Origin of the sequence: Exiguobacterium sp. s131 (assembly GCF_018617345.1) — a bacterium.
GTDB classification, from domain to species: domain Bacteria; phylum Bacillota; class Bacilli; order Exiguobacteriales; family Exiguobacteriaceae; genus Exiguobacterium; species Exiguobacterium profundum.
The window spans coordinates 35,311-56,910 of the sequence record NZ_JACSJX010000002.1 but is presented as its reverse complement, the minus strand read 5'-3'; the positions used below and the strand labels follow the sequence as shown (position 1 = coordinate 56,910).

Annotated in this window: 22 protein-coding genes and 1 riboswitch; of the genes, 11 read left to right on the top strand and 11 right to left on the bottom strand. The window is 48.0% G+C overall.

The window, feature by feature from the left end; translation table 11 throughout:
• Positions 1-80: 80 nt before the first annotated feature.
• The 4 genes from KNO69_RS10890 to KNO69_RS10875 all read left to right on the top strand — a co-directional run bounded on the left by KNO69_RS10890 (position 81) and on the right by KNO69_RS10875 (position 4,000).
• Positions 81-773, top strand: a complete 693-nt coding sequence (locus KNO69_RS10890; protein ID WP_015880495.1) for a response regulator transcription factor — start codon at positions 81-83, stop codon at positions 771-773.
• A complete protein-coding gene (locus KNO69_RS10885; protein WP_074034934.1) occupies positions 770-2,149 on the top strand; it encodes a sensor histidine kinase in 1,380 nt (459 codons plus the stop codon). The genes KNO69_RS10890 and KNO69_RS10885 overlap by 4 nt, the downstream gene beginning before the upstream one ends.
• A 64-nt stretch (positions 2,150-2,213) precedes the next feature.
• Positions 2,214-2,579 carry a DUF1499 domain-containing protein gene (locus KNO69_RS10880; RefSeq protein ID WP_159563348.1) on the top strand — a complete coding sequence of 122 codons (366 nt, stop codon included), beginning with the start codon at positions 2,214-2,216 and terminating at the stop codon, positions 2,577-2,579.
• Entirely contained in the window at positions 2,576-4,000 is a 1,425-nt protein-coding gene (locus KNO69_RS10875; RefSeq protein WP_159563349.1) for a dihydrolipoyl dehydrogenase family protein, read from the top strand. Before KNO69_RS10880 ends, KNO69_RS10875 begins: the two co-directional genes overlap by 4 nt.
• Before the next feature lie 33 nt (positions 4,001-4,033).
• On the opposite strand, the gene KNO69_RS10870 is transcribed toward KNO69_RS10875, so the two are convergent.
• From KNO69_RS10870 to KNO69_RS10860, 3 genes are all read right to left on the bottom strand, one after another.
• Positions 4,034-4,813, bottom strand: a complete 780-nt coding sequence (locus KNO69_RS10870) for a flagellar motor protein MotB (RefSeq protein WP_214817970.1) — start codon at positions 4,811-4,813, stop codon at positions 4,034-4,036.
• Positions 4,791-5,573 (bottom strand): flagellar motor stator protein MotA, encoded by a 783-nt coding sequence (gene motA, locus KNO69_RS10865; RefSeq protein ID WP_015880500.1) that lies wholly within the window; start codon positions 5,571-5,573, stop codon positions 4,791-4,793. Before motA ends, KNO69_RS10870 begins: the two co-directional genes overlap by 23 nt.
• Before the next feature lie 86 nt (positions 5,574-5,659).
• A complete protein-coding gene (locus tag KNO69_RS10860) occupies positions 5,660-5,851 on the bottom strand; it encodes a hypothetical protein (protein ID WP_224862903.1) in 192 nt (63 codons plus the stop codon).
• A gap of 200 nt (positions 5,852-6,051) precedes the next feature.
• On the opposite strand from KNO69_RS10860, the gene KNO69_RS10855 reads away from it, so the two are divergent.
• A complete protein-coding gene (locus KNO69_RS10855; protein ID WP_078146130.1) occupies positions 6,052-7,431 on the top strand; it encodes a TrkH family potassium uptake protein in 1,380 nt (459 codons plus the stop codon).
• Positions 7,432-7,584: 153 nt separating this feature from the next.
• The gene (locus KNO69_RS10850) at positions 7,585-7,869 is read left to right on the top strand and encodes a hypothetical protein (RefSeq protein WP_159563351.1); all 285 of its coding nucleotides are present in this window, start codon (positions 7,585-7,587) and stop codon (positions 7,867-7,869) included.
• Positions 7,870-7,938: 69 nt separating this feature from the next.
• On the opposite strand, the gene KNO69_RS10845 is transcribed toward KNO69_RS10850, so the two are convergent.
• The gene (locus KNO69_RS10845; protein ID WP_159563352.1) at positions 7,939-9,009 is read right to left on the bottom strand and encodes an SDR family oxidoreductase; all 1,071 of its coding nucleotides are present in this window, start codon (positions 9,007-9,009) and stop codon (positions 7,939-7,941) included.
• On the bottom strand, positions 9,006-11,180 hold the full coding sequence (locus tag KNO69_RS10840) for a PAS domain-containing sensor histidine kinase (protein ID WP_214817968.1): 2,175 nt from the start codon (positions 11,178-11,180) through the stop codon (positions 9,006-9,008). Before KNO69_RS10840 ends, KNO69_RS10845 begins: the two co-directional genes overlap by 4 nt.
• 126 nt (positions 11,181-11,306) lie before the next feature.
• Between KNO69_RS10840 and KNO69_RS10835 the strand changes: the two genes are divergently transcribed.
• Positions 11,307-11,801: a restriction endonuclease gene (locus KNO69_RS10835; RefSeq protein ID WP_015880505.1), complete on the top strand. Its 495-nt coding sequence runs from the start codon at positions 11,307-11,309 to the stop codon at positions 11,799-11,801.
• A gap of 217 nt (positions 11,802-12,018) precedes the next feature.
• Positions 12,019-12,501, top strand: coding sequence for an LURP-one-related family protein (locus KNO69_RS10830; RefSeq protein WP_015880506.1), 483 nt, complete (start codon positions 12,019-12,021; stop codon positions 12,499-12,501).
• 56 nt (positions 12,502-12,557) lie between these two features.
• Here the strand turns inward: KNO69_RS10830 and KNO69_RS10825 are convergent, their stop codons facing one another.
• Entirely contained in the window at positions 12,558-13,181 is a 624-nt protein-coding gene (locus tag KNO69_RS10825; protein ID WP_015880507.1) for a DUF1836 domain-containing protein, read from the bottom strand.
• Between the two features lie 151 nt (positions 13,182-13,332).
• Between KNO69_RS10825 and KNO69_RS10820 the strand changes: the two genes are divergently transcribed.
• A complete protein-coding gene (locus tag KNO69_RS10820; RefSeq protein ID WP_214685133.1) occupies positions 13,333-13,983 on the top strand; it encodes a diacylglycerol/polyprenol kinase family protein in 651 nt (216 codons plus the stop codon).
• 155 nt (positions 13,984-14,138) lie between these two features.
• Positions 14,139-15,059, top strand: a complete 921-nt coding sequence (murB, locus tag KNO69_RS10815; RefSeq protein WP_015880509.1) for a UDP-N-acetylmuramate dehydrogenase — start codon at positions 14,139-14,141, stop codon at positions 15,057-15,059.
• Positions 15,060-15,161: 102 nt separating this feature from the next.
• On the opposite strand, the gene ald is transcribed toward murB, so the two are convergent.
• The 4 genes from ald to trhO form a co-directional block, all read right to left on the bottom strand.
• Positions 15,162-16,292 (bottom strand): alanine dehydrogenase, encoded by a 1,131-nt coding sequence (gene ald, locus KNO69_RS10810; RefSeq protein WP_214812645.1) that lies wholly within the window; start codon positions 16,290-16,292, stop codon positions 15,162-15,164.
• A 132-nt stretch (positions 16,293-16,424) separates the two neighbouring features.
• Entirely contained in the window at positions 16,425-17,648 is a 1,224-nt protein-coding gene (locus KNO69_RS10805; RefSeq protein ID WP_214685137.1) for a PucR family transcriptional regulator, read from the bottom strand.
• Between the two features lie 91 nt (positions 17,649-17,739).
• On the bottom strand, positions 17,740-18,165 hold the full coding sequence (locus tag KNO69_RS10800) for a divergent PAP2 family protein (protein WP_143180200.1): 426 nt from the start codon (positions 18,163-18,165) through the stop codon (positions 17,740-17,742).
• Positions 18,166-18,283: 118 nt separating this feature from the next.
• On the bottom strand, positions 18,284-19,225 hold the full coding sequence (trhO, locus tag KNO69_RS10795) for an oxygen-dependent tRNA uridine(34) hydroxylase TrhO (RefSeq protein ID WP_015880513.1): 942 nt from the start codon (positions 19,223-19,225) through the stop codon (positions 18,284-18,286).
• A 225-nt stretch (positions 19,226-19,450) separates the two neighbouring features.
• Between trhO and KNO69_RS10790 the strand changes: the two genes are divergently transcribed.
• Positions 19,451-20,095, top strand: coding sequence for a TVP38/TMEM64 family protein (locus KNO69_RS10790; RefSeq protein WP_214685143.1), 645 nt, complete (start codon positions 19,451-19,453; stop codon positions 20,093-20,095).
• A 17-nt stretch (positions 20,096-20,112) separates the two neighbouring features.
• On the opposite strand, the gene KNO69_RS10785 is transcribed toward KNO69_RS10790, so the two are convergent.
• Positions 20,113-21,396, bottom strand: coding sequence for a Na+/H+ antiporter NhaC family protein (locus tag KNO69_RS10785; RefSeq protein WP_196430354.1), 1,284 nt, complete (start codon positions 21,394-21,396; stop codon positions 20,113-20,115).
• A gap of 67 nt (positions 21,397-21,463) precedes the next feature.
• Positions 21,464-21,559, bottom strand: a riboswitch (SAM riboswitch).
• Between the last annotated feature and the right edge of the window lie 41 nt (positions 21,560-21,600).

The window sequence follows — 21,600 nt, the reverse complement described above, 5'->3', positions numbered from 1 at the left end:
TTTAAGGTCAATTGACAACCTTGTCGCAAAAACGTAACTATAATGTAGAGAAGTGAACTCTAGAAGAGGTGGAAATCGATATGAATCGAATTTTAGTAGCTGAGGATGAACATGCGATTCGCAGCTTCATTATTGTCAATTTAAAACGAGCCGGATTCGACGTCTTTGAGGCGACGAACGGGCGAGAAGCGGTCACCGCATTTGACCGTGAACCGTTCGATGTCGTCCTATTGGATGTCATGATGCCGGAAATGGACGGATTCGAAGCATGTGCTGCCATTCGTGATCTTGACGAAAATGTAGGGATTATCATGTTGACGGCACGGACGCTCGAAGAAGATAAAATTGAAGGGCTTGGTAAAGGTGCAGACGACTACATCGCCAAACCGTTCAGTCCAGGTGAATTAGTGGCGCGCATCCAAGCGTTGTTGCGCCGTGTCGAAAAAGTGAAACGAAAAGATTCGAAACGCTTAAAGTCGGGACCGTTCGCAATCGACCTCGCCGCGAAACAAGTGACGAAGTATGGACAGTCGATCGATTTGACGCCGACCGAGTATGACTTGATCTGTCATCTCGTCCAAAACGAAGAAATCGTCTTGTCACGTGATGCGCTACTCGATGCTGTATGGGGCGTTAACTATTTCGGTGACCGAAAGACAGTCGACGTCAATATTCGTCGCTTGCGTCAAAAAATTGAAGATGACCCGAGTCATCCGGTCTACATCGAGACGTTGTGGGGTCACGGATATAAATGGCGGAGACATGAGGCATGAAACAACAGTTAGTCATTCGCATGATGATTGTCGTGACGATTGTCTTGCTCTTGCTCGTCAGCATTTTGTCTTACGGGACGTATCGCTACTATTACGAGTATGAGTCGGAAGCGTTACTAGGTCATGCGACAACGAGTGCATATCTATACCCTCAAGCCCAAGTTGGGTTTGAAACGCCGAGCGCCTTTTCAGTCCTCGTCCGAACATTCGGATATCCTGGAACTGATTTGACGATTGTCGACCGGAGCGGTTCGATTGTCAAAACGACGGGACAACGAACAAGGCAGGCCTCTTTCTCTCAAGAACAGTTACAGCAACTGTCGCAAGGAGAGTCCGTCGTGCAGGACTATGACGTCGGGGATGAACATTACTTGTCGGTCACGAGTCCCATTATGACGAACGATACGTCCGAGTTTGCCATCAGTTTCACGCGACCGCTTGAAGACTTGGACACGCTCATTCGCGAAATTTGGATGACGGTCGTCATGATTGGCGTCTTGATCTGGTTGCTCGCCCTATACACCGTCATCCGGATTGCCGATCGCTTCGTCAGACCGATTCGTCACATCATCGAGGCGGCCGATGAGATGGCTCAGGGCGACTTCGATGTATCCGTTGAGTCAAATGAGAAACATGAGCTTGGAGCCTTGGCTCGAACGCTCACGTATTTAGGCGCGAAAGTCCAGCAGCATCAGTCGACACGTAACGAATTCCTCTCGAGTGTATCGCACGAACTCAGAACACCACTCACATCGATTAAGGGATGGACCGAGACGATTCGGGGTGGTGATGAGAAACTATCTGAAGAGACAGAGCTCGGTTTAAGCATCATCCATTCCGAGACAGAGCGCATGATCGGTCTCGTCGAACAGCTTCTCGACTATACAAAAATTGAAGAGAGTCGGTTGGTCTTGTATCGCCAAGAACTGGACCTGGTCTCTTTATTACGTCAAGTGACACTGCAATTAAAACAGTCACTTGAAGACAAAGGCATCACACTCATCGAACGCTATCCTCAAAAATCGGTCGGACTATTTGATGAGAATCGTTTGAAACAAGTGTTCTTAAATATCCTAGAGAACGCGATTCGTTTCTCGCCAGACGGAGGAACGTTGACCATCCGCTTCGTGCAATCGGAACGTGTTGCCTTCATCTCGATTATCGATGAAGGTCCCGGCATTTCACGAGAGCATTTGCAGCGCATCACCGAGATGTTCTATCAGGCTCATGTCACAGAAGGTAGTAGCGGGCTTGGACTTGCGATTTCAAAAGAATTGATTGAAGCGCATGAAGGCAAACTCGTCATCGAGAGCGAGGTCGGACACGGAACGACGGTGACCGTCTTATTGCCGCTCGACCCGAGTGAACTACATTAATAGGATTAAACCTCCCGAATTCAGGCTACATATAGATGTATGTAGACTGAGGGAGGTTTTTATAATGGCCAATCAATCTTTGAAGCCGTTAAAAGGAAGTCCGAATGCTGTGTCAACCCAAACTTCAATTGAAGAATTGCGGATGGACCCACTGCCGTATGCGGGCAGTCGCGGGCAATCAATTGAAGCCATTAAGATGGCGATGAATCAGTTGCCACGGGCTGAATTGGTGAAGGAAACAGATGAAGGACTTCATTATGTAGTGACTTCGAAAGTGATGCGATTTAAAGATGATGTCGATTTTTTATTTGATGACGCTACTCAACAAGTCGAGTTTCGATCTGCGTCGCGTGTCGGCTATTCAGACTTTGGCGTGAATCGAAAACGAATGGAAGATGTGAGCGAACGATACCGGAGGTTGATTCGATGAAGGACTATCAGTTGATTGTCATCGGTGGTGGTGCTGCCGGGATGACGGTGGCCGCAGGGGCTGCGAATTTAGGCGCAAAGGTCGCGCTTGTTGAAAAGAATAAACATTTAGGTGGTGACTGTCTGCATGTCGGATGTGTGCCATCGAAAGCGTTGATTGCCGCTTCAAAGGAAGCGAATGCGATGATGCGCGCGGCCCGAGTTCTCGGAACCGAGTTCAATGGACAAGAGCATTATCAAATGTCAAAAGCGCGTGTCGACAAAGCACGTGCCATTATTCAAGACCATGACGGGACAGAGCGTTTTGAAAAGATTGGCGTCGACGTCTATATCGGAGAAGCCTCGTTCCAAAGCCCGCACGAATTAAAAGTAGGGAACGAGTTATTGATCGGGAAAAAATTTGTCATCTCGACGGGGTCGAAACCGACAGTTCCTCCAATCGATGGACTCGATCAAGTCCCATACTTAACGAACGAAACGGTCTTTGAAGAAGAGACGCTCCCGGAGAGCCTGATTGTCATCGGCGCCGGAACGGTCGGACTTGAATTGGCCCAGTCCTTTGTCCGACTCGGCTCACAAGTGACCGTGCTCGAGGCGCAGGATGATTTCCTACCTAAAGAAGACGAGGACGTCGCCACCTATTTGAAATCTCAACTCGAGATGGCGATGCGCTTGAAAATCGGCGTAAAGGTCAATCGAGTCGATGAGGTCGATGGCCGCATTCGTGTCACGACAGAGGTGAACGGCGAAACGGTCGAATATGAAGCGGACAAACTGCTGATGGCGACAGGTCGCGTTCCCCGAATCGATGCGCTTCGTCTCGACCGGGCGAACGTTCAGGTGACGAAAGGGTATATCGATGTCTCGTCGTCATATCGGACGTCACAATCTCATATCTTTGCCATTGGCGATACGATCAAGACGCTCCCATTCACACACGCCGCTGGAGAAGAAGGGAAGGCGGTTGTCGCGAACGCGCTCTTTGGATTATGGAACAAGGTCGACTATAGTAAGCTCCCGTGGATCACATTCACAGACCCTGAGGTGTTCCACGTCGGGATGACGGAGAGAGAAGCGCGCGAGCGTTACGGTGACGACATTGAGACGTATGAAGCGAAACTGTCCGAAGTGGACCGCTTCATTGCTGAACGCCAAGAAGCGGGCTTTGTCAAAGTGATTACGAAGAAAAATGGAAAAATCATCGGAGCTCATGCAGTCGGTGAATCGGCGGGGGATTGGATGCAAATTGTCGTTTATGCGATGCAACGTGGTGACAAAATCGGGAAGTTGTCCCGTATGATTTACCCGTATCCGTCGCGAAGTGAGGCCGTGAAGAAAGTGACAGACCTTTACTGGCGAAAACGATTGTTCGAAAGCCCACTCACCGAACTGGCGAGACGCTACTTTAAATTGATGCAATAACACAAATCACCCACTCGAACGAGTGGGTGATTGTTAGTTTGGTAAGGTGATGGTTTCAATCATCTTTGGTTCGCCCTCAGAAAGGTCGACGAGTGGTTTAATCAACACCTCGACACGTCGGTTTTTAGAGCGACCTTCTTCTGTATCGTTCGTCGCAATCGGTTTAAACTCACCGTAACTCGCGAGCGTGAATTGAGCCGGGTTCAAGGCATCATTTGCCAAAAGGCCACGCATGAACGCGGTCGCACGTGCCGAACTGAGTTCCCAGTTTGACGGGAAACGTGCTGTATTGATTGGAATGTTATCCGTATGGCCGGAGACGACAATCTCTCGCTTGCCCGCCTTCTCTAAAATTTGACTGATGTTTTGTGCAACGTTACGAGCATCAGCATCGAGAGTCGCCTCTCCTAAGTTGAACAAGGCACGGTCTTGAATCGTCAAGACGAGACCACTTGAATTGATCGTCGCTTTGATTTGGTTTTCGAGACCGTTCTTTTTAATGTATTTGTTTACATCTTCTTTTAACTCGTCAAGTTGAGCCAATTCATACGTCCGTGGGTTGGCGGTCGTATTGGTTTTGTCTGTGCGACTGATGTCACTGTTTGAGGCAGTCGAAGCTTGAAAGACGCTGACGCCTCCAGAGAACACCTGGTTGAAAGACTGTGACATTTTCTCAAGCTTTGTCTGGTCGATGTTACTCGATGCGAATAGTACGATGAAAAGTGCGAGCAACAGTGTCAACAAGTCGGCGTAAGGAATCAGCCAGCCTTCGGGAATATGTTCTTCATGATCATGCTTCTTTTTGCGCTTCATAGTCAGCTCGCTCCTTTGGAGACAAATACACAGACAGTTTATCTTCTAGCGTTTTTGGAGATTCACCACTTTGAATCGATAAAATCCCTTCAATCATCATTTCCTTGATGATGACTTCACTCTTCGAATACTGCTTCAACTTGTTTGCAAACGGGAACCAAAGCACATATCCGGTGAAAATCCCGAAAAGTGTCGCGACGAAGGCCGCAGAAATGGCATGTCCGAGCTTTTCGATATCAGATAAGTCTTTCAAGGCAGCAATCAATCCGATAACGGCTCCGAGTACCCCAAGTGTCGGGGCATATGTCCCGGCTTGAGTGAAGATATCAGCGTTTGCTTTATGACGCTGTTCCATATTTTCGATGTCGCGTGACATGACTTCCGCAATATATTCGGAAGGTTGACCGTCGATGACCATCATCATGCCTTGGCGTAAAAATGGTTCTTCGACTTGTTCAAGTGCCGTTTCGAGGGAGAGGAGTCCCTCTTTTCGGGCTTGGGTCGACAAGTCGACGAATTGCGTGAGCAATCCGGACTTGCTTGGGAGTTCTTGTTTTTTGAACAAGATTTTAAACAGTTTTGGAACATTCTGAAGTTGTTCCTTCGATACAGCGATACTGACAGCCGCGGCTGTACCGACGAAAATGATAACCATTGCGGCAGGGTTGATCAGCGGCGCAACACCTGCCCCTTTTAATAGCATTCCACCGACGAGGGTGAGGAACCCGAGTATGAGTCCGACTAACGTAACGACATCCATGTCTTTGTTTTCCACCTTTCCGAAATAAATCAGGACAAAAAAAGCGAGAGACGCCACTCGTCTCCCGCAACATGCGTTCCCGATGATTAAGCGCCGTTTTCATCAATCAGCATTTGAATGCTGATATTTCGTTCTTCACGCTCTATATCGGTTAATACATCGTATTTTTTTAACAATGCATACAATTGATTCACGACTTCTTGCTCGAGTGACCAATTGAGTAACTCTTCTAGCTGAAAATAAAGGTGAGCGGGCATACATTGTGACTGGCGCTCCAACCTTCGTGAGACATCCTCTATCGAATGATCTACCGTACTAGGGTCCACGGTTTCATTCAACCTCCTCAACATTCTTAAAGTCTATCTCCCATAATACCAAAAAATCGAAGAAAGCGTTAGAGATACATTTTCTTGTTGGCATTTATAAAAGCGAGGAGTAACATGGGGCTTAGAATAATAGAAGTGAAGGAGATGTCGTGATGCGGCATAGACTGTCAGCGCGTGAGGTGCGCTTGAAGCGAATCGAGGTACTTTACCGAGTCGTATTTGAAAAACCTGCCCGTTTTATCGCGGGAGGATTTTTACTGGCGATTTTTATCGGGGGCACTCTTTTATATATGCCATTTGCGCAAGAAGAATCGGTTTCTTGGATTGATTGTTTATTTATCGCGACGTCTGCCGGAACGGTCACTGGACTGTCGACAGTCGACATCGGCTCCTCCTTCACCCTGTTTGGTGAATTGGTCATTGTCGCCCTCATTCAAATCGGGGGTCTCGGGTTTATGACGATCGCCTTGATGTTGCTCAGTGTATTAGGGAAGAAAATCGGATTAAAGCAGCGAATCTTGTTACAGGAATCACTGAATTTAGCGGGGCCGGGAGGAACGGTTCGTCTCGTACGGAACATCGTCTTCACGACGGTCATCGTGCAGTTCATCGGGATGTTGTTTTTGACGTTCGAGTTGTTCAGTACAGAGAACTATTCTTTTGGAAAGGCACTTTATTACGGTTTCTTCCATGCAGTGTCTGCCTTCAATAATGCGGGATTCGCATTATTCCCAGACAGTCTCATGTCATTTGAGCAGAACACAGCCATCATTGTGACCATCGCCATCATGATTATGATTGGAGGTCTTGGCTTCACGACGATTGCCGATACCACGGAAAAGAGAGGCTGGAAACGTCTCGCCCTCCATTCGAAAATCATGATTTTGTCACTCTTGGTCATCAATGGTGTCGCTTGGTTCGTCCTCATGATGTTTGAGTGGGTATCGAACGAGGGGGTATTGTACGGTCGATCTCTCGGTGAGGCGTTACACGTAACGTTCTTCCAAGCCGTGACGACACGGACGGCCGGCTTCAATTCCATTGATATCGCGACCATGGCACCAGCCTCAATCGGTTTGATATTGATTCTGATGTATATCGGGGCAGGGGCGGCTTCGACAGGGTCAGGGATCAAAGTGACGACGCTTGCCGTCATCTTTGCGGATATGTGGGCCTTCATCGCAGGTAAGAAAGAAACGGTCATCATGGAGCGGACGATTGATGCGTTTCAAATCAAAAAGGCGTACGTCGTAGCCATCTCAAGTTTCTTGTTCATTATGATAATCACGACACTCGTCATTTTATCGAATGGCCACATTCCGGCGACTGCCATTTTATTCGAAACGGTCTCGGCGTTTGGGACAGTAGGGTTGTCGCTCGGCATCACAGCGGAATTGAATGATGCAGGGAAGGGCTTGATCATGTTCATGATGCTTCTCGGACGTGTCGGATCGTTGACCATTCTCTTTACCGTCGCACGTCAAGCCGACCGGAAGATTCGCTATCCGAAAGAGAAGATTTTGATTGGTTGAAGATGTGTTGTAGGCTGCATTCCTCATGAAGGAGTTGCAGCCTTTTTTGAGGTGTCGTAGTCAAGAGCAACACAGATTTTTGATGGTCTTCATCGTATGCAATAATTGGTATATAATGGGTTAGGGAACGAATCGATAAAGGAGGATTTGGACTTGTTATCTTGGCTCGGTATGACAAAAGGGGAGAAGACAGGGCGCCCGTTCTTCGGGGATGTGTCGAAACGAGCGGTAACGCTTGTGTTACTCTCCTCGTTGATGTTGATGTATGGTGTGAAGTCGCTATTGGTTTACCTGATTCCAACTGCATACTTGGAGGATGCGATCGTTGCGGTTCTTCCTGGTATCGTAGGGCTCCTTGTGGCATTGGTCTATATCCTCGTCCTCGAGCGTCTGCTTCACGATCAAGCGGTGTCTCGTAACGACGCGGATGAGATATAAACAAGTGTACGATGATTCATGGCGTATACTTGTTCATTTAATTTCAATCATAGTTGAAGCCCTGACGAATCAGGGCTTTTTGTGTGCCATATAATAATGGACAATCTCAGGGAGGTAATCCTGGAGGTCTGGACATACGATGCCCGTTCCGTCGAGTGCCCGTATCGTTTGTGTCGTGTCAAAGTGAACAGGATGTTTAAAGTACTCCAATAGTTCGTGAGGAACCTCGAGTCGCTTGGCACCATTCCAAGCAGTAAATGCCGCGTCGGCAACGGCATGAGGAACGGTTCCGCGAGGAGAACGCTGAAACATCGTCTCATGCAACATACGATATACCTCTCGTGCGCCATGTGGGAATGGGTCCGTCAAATGAAATGTCCGCTTCAGGCCGTTTGGAGAATGAGCTAGGAAAGCGGTCGCTTCTACTACATAATCGTACGGAACGAGGTTTACCTCAACATTCGCCCGCCCGATGTAAGGGAGTGGTCGCATCTGCTGGAGTTGTGTCATCAATTGTAAGACGAAATAGACACCGTCGAACTTTTTCGTTTCGCCCGTGCGACTATGTCCAATTACGATCCCAGGACGAATGACGGTGATTGGCATGCCACCCATTTCTCTTGAAACGAGTGCCTCTGCTTCATATTTAGTCGCCTCATAATGATTTTTAAACTGGACCCGATGCCATAATTCATTTTCATAAACCGTCCCACGGCGACGTCCGGCGATATAGGCGGTACTGAAGTACACATAACGCTTCAATTGTTTCGAGCGTTTGGCGAACGCGGTCACATGTTTGGTTCCGAGTATATTGACGCGATAACCGATGTCATAAGGAATACTCAAGTCATATGCGGCGGCGAGATGGAAAATGTAATGTACATCGCGTTCAATGACAGACCGCATAATCGGGTCGAGAATCACTTCGGGTAACGTGATGTCTGCTTCAACAAGGACGAGCTGGTGCGGTGCAAGCGACGTCGTTGACAGTAGCGTATCTCGTAGCTCTTCTGCATCACGTTGTTGGTTCGGAAGATGCAAGGCGTAGATGACTCCGATTTGATGCGGTAACGAAGCGAGGTGTTCAATTAATTTTCCTGCTAAAAAACCAGGGAACCCGGTAAAGGCGTAATTGTTCATGACGTTTCCTCCGCTAAATCTAATGTGAATGTGAAAGTCGATCCTTTTCCGACAGTCGATTCCACTTCGATGCTGCCACCATGTGATTCGATAATTTCTTTACAAATCGACAAACCAAGACCGGTTCCACCAATTTTACGTGTATCCGAATTATCGACCCGATAAAATTTTGTGAACAATTTTTCGAAGGCGTGCTCCGGAATCCCGATACCGAAATCACGAATGGATACATGCGCTTGATTGTGGTCTTGTCGGACCCGTACTTCGATTTCCTGTCTATTCGGGGAATACTTAATCGCATTTGAAATCAAGTTGACGAGAACTTGCTCGATGCGATCTCGGTCGGCAACGAGATGCAAGTCATCATCCGCATTATCGAAATGAATGGTATGATCACTCGTTTCGCGGAAGCGTTCAATCACTTCTAAGACAAGTTCATTCAAAGCGAAATGATCTTGTTTATATTCTTGGTGACCATCTTCCATGCGTTGGATGTCCAAAAAGTCGTTGAGTAGGACGGTCAATCGTTTCGCTTCCCGCGACATCGTCTTCAAGAAGCGCTCTCGTTTTTCAGGCGTCAAATCTCGAGCGAGCATCAATTCAATATATCCCGATAATGAAGAAAGAGGAGTTCTTAGTTCATGTGAGACCGTGCTCACCAGTTCATTTTTAATCTGGTCCATCCGCTCTTCCTCGGTTCGGTTACGGAACACAAACAAGAATCCACTATCCATACCGATTTGTCGTTTTGTATCCATCGTCGTTCCATACATCTCATAGTATTCTTCATCTCGGTCGTTTGGCTGTGGGATGGAGAAACGCATCGATACTTCACGCGCTGTCCCATCGAGAAGTTGATCCATCTTTCGTAGCATCTCGCTCCTGTCACGAGGACGGAACGTGGAGAGGAGCGGGATACGCTCCTGAATTTTGTTTGGAGCAATCCCAGGTAAGTCCATGAGTCGTCTTGCGTGGACGTTCATGAACAAGACACTCCCGTTCGATTCGGTCAAAACGAACGCTTCATTCGATGCTTGTAAGATTGACTGGATGATATCGCGCTGACGGGCGATGGCATTTTTTTCACGTTCGAGCATACGCTCTACTTTTTTACGGTCGCTGATATCACGCATGACCGCGACTCGTAACGTTTGCCCTTGATACGTCACTTCTTTCGGATACACTTCTAGTTCTAAGAACGTTCCATCTTGCCGACGACCAATCACTTCGTATGGCGTTTGAATGTGATTGCGAATGCGTCGCAACACATCGGCCCGGTACCCTTCCGCGATAAACTCGATCGTCTGGCGTCCCATCATTTGCTCTGCAGGGATTTTAAAGATGGATTCCGCTGCCTTGTTCGCATCGAGAATCATCCCATCTTCATGGAACAGAACGGCTTCGATGACCGATTCGGCAAACATGCGATAACGCTGTTCCTTATAACGGAGCTCACGTTTCAACTCAATCTCGGAACTCACATCAAATACGAAGAAAAAGAAGCCGATGAGTTGCTCTTGCTCATAAACGGGATGCATGAACAATTTGCCGATGAAATGTGTCCGATCTTTACATTGAAATTTCCATTCCCGGTCTCCTTTGTCGAGTGCGAGGCGTAACATTTGTTCGAACGATAGCAACCGTTCCGTCTCGTCTTGATAAGCAGAGCGCTTTTCACTTAATTCTCTCGATTCAAATAAAGCGAACGGTGTCATTTCGTAGAGCACTTCATGGGGCGCATAGCCAAACAGTTCCGTGGCCCCCTGATTGAAACGAGTAATCAACAGATTCGCATCCGTCATGATCATCGCCATGTCGAGTTCGGTGTGCATCATCGCCTCAAAAGCGTTGTGTTGAATCGTCACGCGTGTATCATGGGGCAATGGCTCAATGGAGAGGATATATTGATTTTCCCACGGAATGGCGTGTACTCGCATCGTTGGCAGTTCATACATCCAAGGTAGTCCTTGTTCCATCCGACGAGACAATTCCATCGTAATCGGTGACTGATTGACCATATGGAAAAGGTTCGAACGTCTCTGTAGATTCTCAGGAAACTGCTCGAGAAACGGACGGTTTGCCTGAACGATTGTTCCATCTTTCTGTATTAACGCAACTCCGTAAGGTAATGCATGAAGTAACTCACTTTGGAGATTGGCATGATTCTCCATGAACAGTCATCCCTCCTTCGTGGTGTCAGACGAGCACATCTTCTATATCATTCGACAGATCCCCCTTTCATTTCCTGCCCTCAAAACGGTAAAGTGAGGGAGAGGAATTGGAAAGGAAAGATGAGCATGATTGGATTACTCATTGGGATCATCGGTGCCATATGTTTATGGTGGTTCGAGGCACCGCTTTGGAGCAGCGTACTGCTTCTCTTGCTTGGAATTGCATGGTTTATATGGAAAGTAAGGCTGTCGACCATCGACCGCATTGATCGGATGGATGGTCGGGAGTTTGAATTATTTTTAGAGGAAGTGTTCACCGCGCTTGGTTACACGGTCACGGTGACTCCAGCATCACGTGACTTTGGTGCTGACTTGTTATTGGAGACACCGGATGGATGGTCGATTGCCGTTCAAGCAAAGCGTTATGAAAAGACGGTCGGACTCGAAGCGGTTCAACAAATTGCAGCGGCCGTTCCCTATTATCAAGCACACGAAGGCTGGGTCGTGACGAACTCGAATTTCACGGACAGCGCATACGAATTGGCGGCGCCAAATCAAGTTCGTCTGATTGCAAGAATGGAGCTTGAAGAACTTTTAAAAGAAGCGGGATATAAGCGATGAGAATAGGCTTGTTCACAAGTTCGACAGAATCCAAATGATGTCGAAAAAAAAGGGTTGTCTTTTTCTTTAAACGATGCAATAATCATCTTCGTCATATGAAATATGTAGTAGTTGAAACGAGATAAAAACTACACAGAGAAACGATTGGGGTTTTCAGTAATACCCGACCGTACACATACAAACAATCACGGTTGGAACGTGCTAGGAGGAAAAAGCGGTGCGCAAATTAATTTATGTAAAAGGTTGCGTCTTTACACAAGGTGAGGCGACCATTTATGACGAGACAAATGATGCGATCGGATCTGTTCACCGCGACGCGGAAGGCAGTGTCCAAGTGCACAATTTGTCTGGACGACAGATCGCTCATGGGAAATACATCCCAAACTGCCAAAAATGGGTCGTGATGAACCATGATGGACAGGCGATTGGTCAATTGAAAGACAAGTTCTCGTTATTCGGGAAAAAGTGTGAGTACAACGTCTATGAACGCGGACTCTTCACGATTCAATATGATGTGGAACGTCACAAGTTTAGCGTTCGCGACAAAGCAGGTAAACTTGTCGCGGAACTACGGAAACAAGAAGACGATACGTTCTGCTTAACGAAAGAAGCCGATCAGTTATCGATGTTCGAACTCCTTTCCGTCTTAAAGACGTTAACGGTCAAATCACGGATGCCGCTCGCAGCATCTGTCTCATAACGATGACGAGCACCGGTCAAGAGACCGGTGTTTTTTGATACGAAAAAACCGTCTCATCAAATGAAACGGTTCAAATAGTGCTTGGCCTCGAGTTCGAGTGTCGTCACCCGATGTGCGTATAGACAAAGCTTCAAGACGTGAATGATATTTGGATGTTCATAGTTCATCTTTTCGAGCGAACGCTTCGCCCGTGTATCGAGAAGGTCGATCGGGCTTGTTGACTTCGCATACTCCGCGTAAAGTCGATAAAAATCAATCGGTTTGATGAAGTCGTCTTCGTCCCGGTCAGGGTTGTTGAAGATGAGCGCCAACAAGGAACTCGTCTCTTCGAGGGAAAAAAGGTGTTTCAAGTCATCAAGGAGATAAATGATTGCCGCTTGATGCAAGGAATACTTTTTACCGATTCGTGGGACACCGATGATTTTACGGACTTCACGCTTCGTCCAGTTTTGAATCGTCGTCGCGGAGAGATGCTCGCCGGTCAATGCGTTAGCGAGGGCGACGATTTGATTAATCGATAAGCCGTTCTTTTCAATATGAAACAAGTGGATTTTTCGAAGCTCTTTTGGGAAATGTTCACGCACGTCTTCAGGGAAGAGGGCGATGGCTCGCTCGATTTCTCCGACCTGCATAAAATGAAGGCAATCTGCCAAAGTTTGAATTGAAGTTGCGTCGCGCATACGGCCACCCTTTCTATCGCCAACAGCGTACGTTGGCTATACAGTCATTTGACCTCATTCTACCAAATGTTTGAAAAGTAAGCTAGGATGGGCACTGATTAAGGTATAATGACGGTATCATACACACTCTATATATGAAGGTGGTCAAGCAATGAATGAATGGATTCGTTCGATTCTTTCCATTGTAGTCGTCCTCGTTTTTCTCGTGGGTCTCGAGCAAGTCGGGAAACGTCTTGGATGGACGGATGAAACGATTCGAAAAAGTGTACATATCGCAGTCGGACATTGGTCGTTACTAGCAGTTTGGTTAATGGATTCATGGTACGTCGCGGCAGTCCCGCTCATCTTCTTCACATTTGCGAATGCGGTCCTTTTGTATAAAAGCCCGTCACCGGTGCATCAAACGGAGCGGAAATCATTCGGGACCGTATACTATCCGATTGCATTGCTCATTATTTTATACTTCTTCTTCGAGTCTGAGCCGATCGCGTTTTTAGCCGGGTCACTCGTCCTCGCCTGGGGGGACGGGATGGCAGCACTCATCGGGCGTAAATATGGGACGGTCGTCTATGATTTATATGGCCAAAAGCGTTCTTTCCAAGGAAGCATCGCCATGTTTCTAAGCTCGTATGCTGTCTTATTTTTATTGTTTTTGTGGAATGATGTCGTCCTTTGGCAAGTGGTAACATATGGGTTTATCATTTCCATCATCGCTACGCTAACTGAAGCGATTTCATATCGAGATTGGGATAACTTTACAATTCCTATCATCGTTGCCATTGCGACATCGCTATTGCTATAAACTAATCATGAATTTGTAAGAAAAACGTTGCTTGTCACGTCCAATAATCATTTGTATACTGTGATTCGTACTGAAACCATTCAGTGACGTGCTCGGAACGAGTGAGATGGGACCGAGACACTGATTAAATAGAACATAAAGGATTGAGTGAACGCATGAGCTTTTTACAGCAACTCCAGATGATCATTCCGGCCGAGCGCGTCCTTCAAGACGAGCCGTTGTCGGCACACACGTATACAAAACTAGGCGGTAAGGCAGATTACTTCGTGGCTCCACACACGTACGAAGAAGTACAGGCCGTCTTACAACTGGCCCATCAAGAAGCGATGCCGTTTATGATTCTTGGCTTCGGTTCAAACTTGATCGTCCGCGATGGTGGCATCCGTGGAATCGTTTTGAACTTGAATGAACTCGACTCGATTCGTCGAGAAGGGAATCAAATGATTGCGCAGGCAGGAGCGGCGATTATCGACGTCTCACGTCAAGCATTAGCAGAGGGGTTATCCGGCCTCGAGTTCGCATGTGGGATCCCTGGGACGGTCGGTGGGGCCGTCTACATGAACGCAGGTGCATACGGCGGAGAGACGAAGGATGTCATCACATCTGCGACGGTGTTGACGCAGGATGGTCAAGTACTTCATTTATCTAAAGATGAACTCGATCTTGACTACCGAACGAGCCGTGTCTCGAAAGAGGGCTTGATCGTACTCGAGGCGACGTTCGAACTAGAACCGAAAAACTATGAATTGATCAAAGAAGTCATGGACGACTTGACGTATAAACGGGAATCGAAACAGCCGCTTGAATATCCTTCATGTGGAAGTGTGTTCAAACGTCCGCCTGGCTATTTTGCCGGCAAGTTGATTCAAGACTCAGGTCTGCAAGGGAAACGCATCGGAGGAGCGGAAGTCTCGCTCAAACATGCGGGCTTCATCGTCAATATTGATGAGGCGACGGCGACTGAGTACATTTCACTCATCCGTCACGTCCAGGCGACCGTTAAAGAGAAATTCGAAGTGGAATTAGAGCCGGAAGTGAAAATCATCGGGGAAGATATCGCCGTTGAGAACGCATAACGCATAACGCATAATAATGAAGGAATCGGACGATGGCGTTCGATTCCTTCTTTTTGGTATAGAGAAAAGACGATGAGAACGGGCATCTCATCGTCTTAAGGGTTAAGCTTGTGTTTGTTTCGAGACCGCCTCATGGGCAGGAACGAACGGATATTCCAAATCCCGCGCGACTGCTTCATACGTGACCGTTCCGTTGATGACGTTTAGGCCTTTGAGAAGCGCCTCGTTTTCAAGAAGTGCTGAGAATACGCCTTTTTGTGCACACTCGATGATATATGGCATCGTCGCGTTTGTCAGACCCATCGTCGATGTGCGTGGCACGGCACCTGGCATGTTAGCGACAGCGTAGTGTTGCACGCCATAGCGCTCATACGTTGGCGCATCATGCGTCGTGATATGGTCGATCGTCTCACAAATTCCACCTTGGTCGATGGCGACGTCGACGATGACCGAACCAGGCGACATGCGCTGTACCATTTCTTCCGTGACGAGTTTCGGTGCTTTTGCTCCTGGGATGAGCACGGCACCAATCACAAGGTCACTCTCAGCCACTTGTTTCGCAATGTTGTATTTATTTGAGATCAACGTATTGATTGTGTTTCCGAACAAGTCGTCGATTTGACGAAGACGAGCCGGGCTAATGTCCATCAACGTCACGCTCGCCCCAAGACCAATTGCGATTCGAGCTGCATTCGTTCCGACGACACCGCCTCCGATGACCGTGACGTTCGCACGAGGCACACCTGGGAGACCAGACATTAAGATTCCCTTTCCACCATGTGGTTTTTCGAGGATTTGGGCTCCGATTTGCGCAGCCATACGTCCCGCCACTTCACTCATCGGTGTGAGGAGTGGTAACGTGCGGTCCACTTCTACCGTCTCGTAGGCGATCGCTGTAATCCTTGAATCGACGAGCGCTTTCGTTAATTCCGGCTCCGCCGCAAGGTGTAGATAAGTGAAGAGCGTCAAGTCAGGACGGAAGTATTGATACTCAGACGGTTGTGGTTCTTTTACTTTGAGAGCGAGTTCAACGCCTTCCCAAACTTCTTTCGCCGTTTCAAGAATCGTCGCACCAGCATCAATATATTCCATATTCGTGAAGCCGCTACCGAGTCCGGCATTCGTTTCGACGAATACATCATGACCAAGCTCCGTTAACATAAATGCACCCATCGGTGTTAAGGCCACCCGATTTTCATTGTTTTTAATCTCTTTCAATACCCCGATTTTCATGGAACATTCCCCTTTCATTCCGTTGACACAAATTGTTCACACCCCTAGTATAGACCCATTCGAAAACGCTGTCTTTATCATGGATTCTAAAAACGAAGACGCTCACTTTGTGAAAAATCACAAAGCAAACGTCTAGTCTTCTAATCGATATTGACCAGCCTTAATGGCTAAATAAATCATGGACCGTTCGGGTAAGGAAACTTGCGTGATATTCGTCAACTCTTCGATGCGGCGAATCCGATACAGAACGGTATTCGGATGGATATGAAGATGGGCGGCGACTCGTTTGACGTTCCCATCAAAATAAAAATACCATTCGAGTGTCTTCACGAGTTCGGTCTGATGGGATGAGTCATAATGTTGCAACCGTTCGACGGTCGGATGGGTTTCAAGTCGGAGCCCGATACGCCGAGCGAGTTCCGGGACGAGTTGATAAATGCCGATCTGCTCAAATGCACGGGAAGTCGAGAGTTCGAGCGGGAACTTGCGACGCAGCGTGGTCACCCGTCGCGCTTCTTCCGCTGCGGCATATAACATGTCACTTTCGAAAAAACGTCGACTGATGCCAAGGTGTGGTTCGGATTCGCTGAACTTGTCTTGAAGCAATTGTTCGAATCGTTCCGCCCAGGCAATGAGTGCGGTCTCTTCATCGGAGAGTTCAGACTTCATATAGTGCCAGACGAGTAGCTGCTGACCGTCGATGGCATGTAAAACGACTTCAATGGCCTCTTGCGTCGCGAGCACATAGTGAAGGCGTTCCGCAAGTTGAGGGGTGATCGGTTGAGCGCATTCGATGACCGTCAACCGACTGGCGACAGCAATCGGGGCAAGCTCGTTCAATCGTTCGCGATTGGCATCCGTGAGAGTCGGGGAAGCGAGTACATCTAATAAGAAGCGCTCGAGCTCGGCGCTGATTCGCCGCTCATGCATCGCAATGGTCATCAGTAATTTTTTGGCGATGGTTGCCCCTTCTTGCAAGATGGCTAGTTCTTGAGTGCTGAACGGATTCGTCCGAGCCAAGCTCCAAATATAGCCGAGTACTTCATCATGTTGTTTGATGACGATGGCTGCGCGTTCTCCGAGACCGACGGCGAGACGGGCCGGGATGACGACGGGTTCATCTTGGTCGATGACTTCTTGTAAAATGCCACTCTCCCATAGATCTTCGATGACGGCTTCTGGGACACGACGCCCGATGATGGTCGCAATCCTGGCCGGGTCGGTCGAATCGGGGTGGGTGCTATAGGCGAGCAATTGGTGGTGGCGGTTCTCGATCGTGATTGGTGCTCGAATCGCTTGTCCGATGGCTTCGGCGAGTGTATCGAGTGACTCGTAAGATTTCTGCAAAAAAGGCATGTCGATTCCTCCTCTCTCTTGAGTATAACTTCTTCTTTGTGAAACTTCACAAAAAGAATCAAGAGTGCGAGAAATGACATACCTTGTTCCATTACATTGGGAAAAACAATCCGACGACGAGACCGAGTAGCGCTCCGACGATAACCTGGAACGGCGTATGGCCGACAAGCTCATTCAAGAGCGGGGTCTCATGTTTGATTCCTTTGAAATAATCGTTCAAGAGCCGTGCTTGGAAACCGACCGCCTGCCGAACTCCGGTCGCATCATACATGACGATGGTGGCAAAGACGACAGCGAGAGCGAATAGACTTGAGTCAATGCCTTCCATTCGCCCGATTGCCGTAGCGAGTGCGACGACAGTGGACGAGTGCGAACTTGGCATGCCGCCTGAAGCGAACATGATTTCAATTTCAAAATCTCTTGTTTTAATGAGTTCAGTTACGAGCTTGGCCGCTTGGGCGATAAACCAAGCGAGAATCGCGGCGAGTAAAGGTTCGTTAAACATACGTGCATTCACTTCCTGTCTGACATAGTATCTTCAATATACCCGAAAGAGGAGCAAGCTAGACGTTAAGATTTCGTCAAAAAAAGATGTCTTGGACACGTTCTCCAAGACATCTTCTGGTCGATTTTTGTTACCCGACTACTCCTTCAGTTTCCTGAAGTTTCTCTGCAATGTTATCGATGATATAACGGTTGCGTGGGTGTTCTTGACACTCCTTCGAGCATGAACGCATTTGTTTTGGTTCACACTCTTCACAACAGAAATGCTGTACATTGCACTCCGGGTTAGCACAATTAACGTAACGAACCGTCTCGGTCCCACAGTGCATACAGTGTGAGACGACAGATGGGTTCACGGAGTTAACCGGGACGTTGATGCGCTCGTCAAAGACGTAGAGCTCGCCTTCCCAGTCCTCTCCTTTTGTCGCTTCATCCTTACCATACATCGCGACGCCACCTTTAAGGTGGAAGATGTTGTCGTGACCTTGGTCACGCATATATGCTGTAAATTTCTCGCAACGGACGCCACCGGTACAGTACGTGAGAAGTGTTTTCCCTTCGTAGAGGTCCTTGTTCTCTTCGAGCCATTCCGGCATGTAACGTGAAGCCTCTACATCGATTTTGATCGCATTTTTAAAGTGACCAAGTTCGTACTCGTAGTTGTTACGAACGTCGAGGATGACGACATCATCACGATTCATCATCTCTTTCCATTCTGCTGGTTCAAGGTATGCACCGTGTTGTTTCGGTACATCAAACTCGCCATCAAAGCGCCACGTCACGAGCTCTTTCTTGTGACGGACAAAAATTTTCTTGAAGGCATGCTCTTCGACTTCATCGATTTTGAACTCGATATCGCTGAAGAGAGGGTTTGCTTTCAAGTCATTCATGTACTGCTCGGTTTGCTCCCAAGTACCAGAGCACGTCCCGTTGATTCCTTCGGAGGAAATCAAGATGCGTCCTTTGATGCCGAGGTCCTTACAATACTTCAAATGTTCTTGCGTGAGTGTTTCTGGGTCTTCGATGTTGACGTACTTATAGTACAACAAGACCCGCATTGGTTTTGTTTCCATGTTGTGTTGCTCCCCTGTGTTCAGTTTTTTGCAGGAAAACGAACGTTGGGTTGTGTCGTTCGACGAATAGACTTGCCTGCAACCACAAGTCCATTATTATATGATAAATATCACGACGAATTTTCGCAAATGGTTTTTAATTTTTTTTGACGAATGCAGGGAGATGCGTCTTGAAAATTGAATTCGGGTAATAGAGTAGTAACGAAAGTTGAAGGTGGAACGACTATGCTAAATTCTCTCCAACAGTACATTATCCAATTGATCGAATGGCTTCAAAGTTTGCCTGGTGGTCCATGGGCCGGTCTAGGTGCACCGTTTTTAGAAGCGATTTTTCCATTTTTACCACTCGTTTTAATCATCTCTGCGAATGCGGCGACATACGGCTTTCTGTTAGGGGTCCTCTTATCCTGGATTGGGAACCTTCTTGGAACGATCGTCGTCTTTGCAGCCGTCCGTTATGTGTTCCGCAAACCGATGACACGCTGGCTCGAGAAACATAAGGCGGCGGTCTATTGGTTAGAACGCATCAATCATATGAGTCCGATCTCACTCGGATTCTTATATTCTCTTCCATTCATCCCGGTCAGTTTGATCACGTATTTATTGGCGCTCATTCAGATGCCGCTCCGTACGTTCATCATGGCGGCAGGATTCGGGAAACTGCTCGTCGTCGTGATTTTTTCTGTCATTGGGGACCAGTGGGAAGAATTTATCCAAAGCCCGTTTCGCTTATCCATGCTCGGTCTGCTCCTCATCGTATTATGGGCCATCAGTCGAGGACTTGAAGAAGTGCTCAAACGACGGGCGTTCAAGAAACGAAACGAGCAGTTGAAACAAGAAATGATAACCAAACGACAAACACCCCTTTGAACAAGGGGTGTTTTCACTTATGACTGTTTTTTGAAACGTGGGAAATTGAATGCGATGGCGATTCCTCCACAAATAAAGAGGAGGAACGGATAGAACATGAACGGGACGAGGTCCGGCGATGCGGTCTTCGTCAACTCTGCGGCGATGAGAAGTTGTGCTCCATATGGGAGAATTCCTTGTACACCACATGAGAAGATATCGAGTACGCTCGCTGATTTCTTCCGTTCGATGTCATACTCGTCCGCGATGTTCGCTGCAAGTGGACCGGCTACGAGAATGGAAATCGTATTGTTCGCCGTCGCTACGTTTGTCGCACTGACAAGTCCAGCGATGCTCCATTCGGCACCGGCACGTTTTTGAATACGAGATGTCAACGCGTCACGTAAATACGTGAGTCCGCCGTTGTGTGAGATGAGACCGACGAGTCCACCCATGAGTAATGTCAGGAATGAAATTTCGGCCATGCCAATCATCCCGTCCGCAATAGCTGTCACAAACGCCGTGACGGATAGGCTTCCATCTAGGAGACCGATGATGCCGGTGAGCGTGATGCCACCTAACAGAACCAAAATGACGTTCAGTCCTGTCAATGCGAGTCCGATGACGGCAAGATACGGAATCAGTTTGTACCATTCGAATGCGGCGACATCGACCGTTGACTCCCCATTTGACAAGACGGCGAGTAAAACCGTCGTGATGATGGCAGCAGGTAGCACGATCCAGAAGTTCGTGCGGAATTTATCACGCATGTTCGTTCGTTGCGTCCGGACGGCAGCGATCGTCGTGTCCGAGATGAACGAGAGATTGTCCCCGAACATCGCCCCTCCGACAACGGCTGCGGCAGCGATGGCGACATTGACGCCACTCTCTTCATGGATACCGAGGGCGATCGGTGCAAGTGCCGCAATTGTACCCGTCGACGTTCCCATCGCCATTGAAATGAAAGCGGCGATGACGAAGAGTCCACTCAAGAGAAGCGAGGGCGGTAATAAAGTCAAGGCAGCGTTGACCGTCGCGTCGATGGCACCGATGGCTTCCGCTACCGTTGAAAAGGCGCCAGCCAGTAAGAAAATGAAAATCATGATGATGATGCCCGGATTGCCGGCTCCTTGCGCGATGCGCTCGACGGTTTGGGTGGCACTTCCTTTTGTCATGAATGCCGCAACCATCAAGGCGATGATGGCTGCGACGAGTACCGGAAACTTATAAAAGTCTCCGTAATAGACACCCGCCCCGATGAAGAAGAGTAAGAAGACGAGTAACGGCAAGAGTGCCCATTTGTTTGCTGTTGGTTGTTCCAAAATAATCACCTCACTAAAAATAAAAAGGACCCTTTCTTAAGAAAAAGGTCCTTCGTGCGAAATACCCTTTTCATCTTTCGAGCAATACGCCCGCTGGATTTGGCACAGGTTCCCCGCTGCCGAGACTTCACAGGGCCAGTCCCTCCGTCTCTCTCGATAAAAAGTGAATCTATCCAATTAGTAAACACGTTCCCTAACGTACCT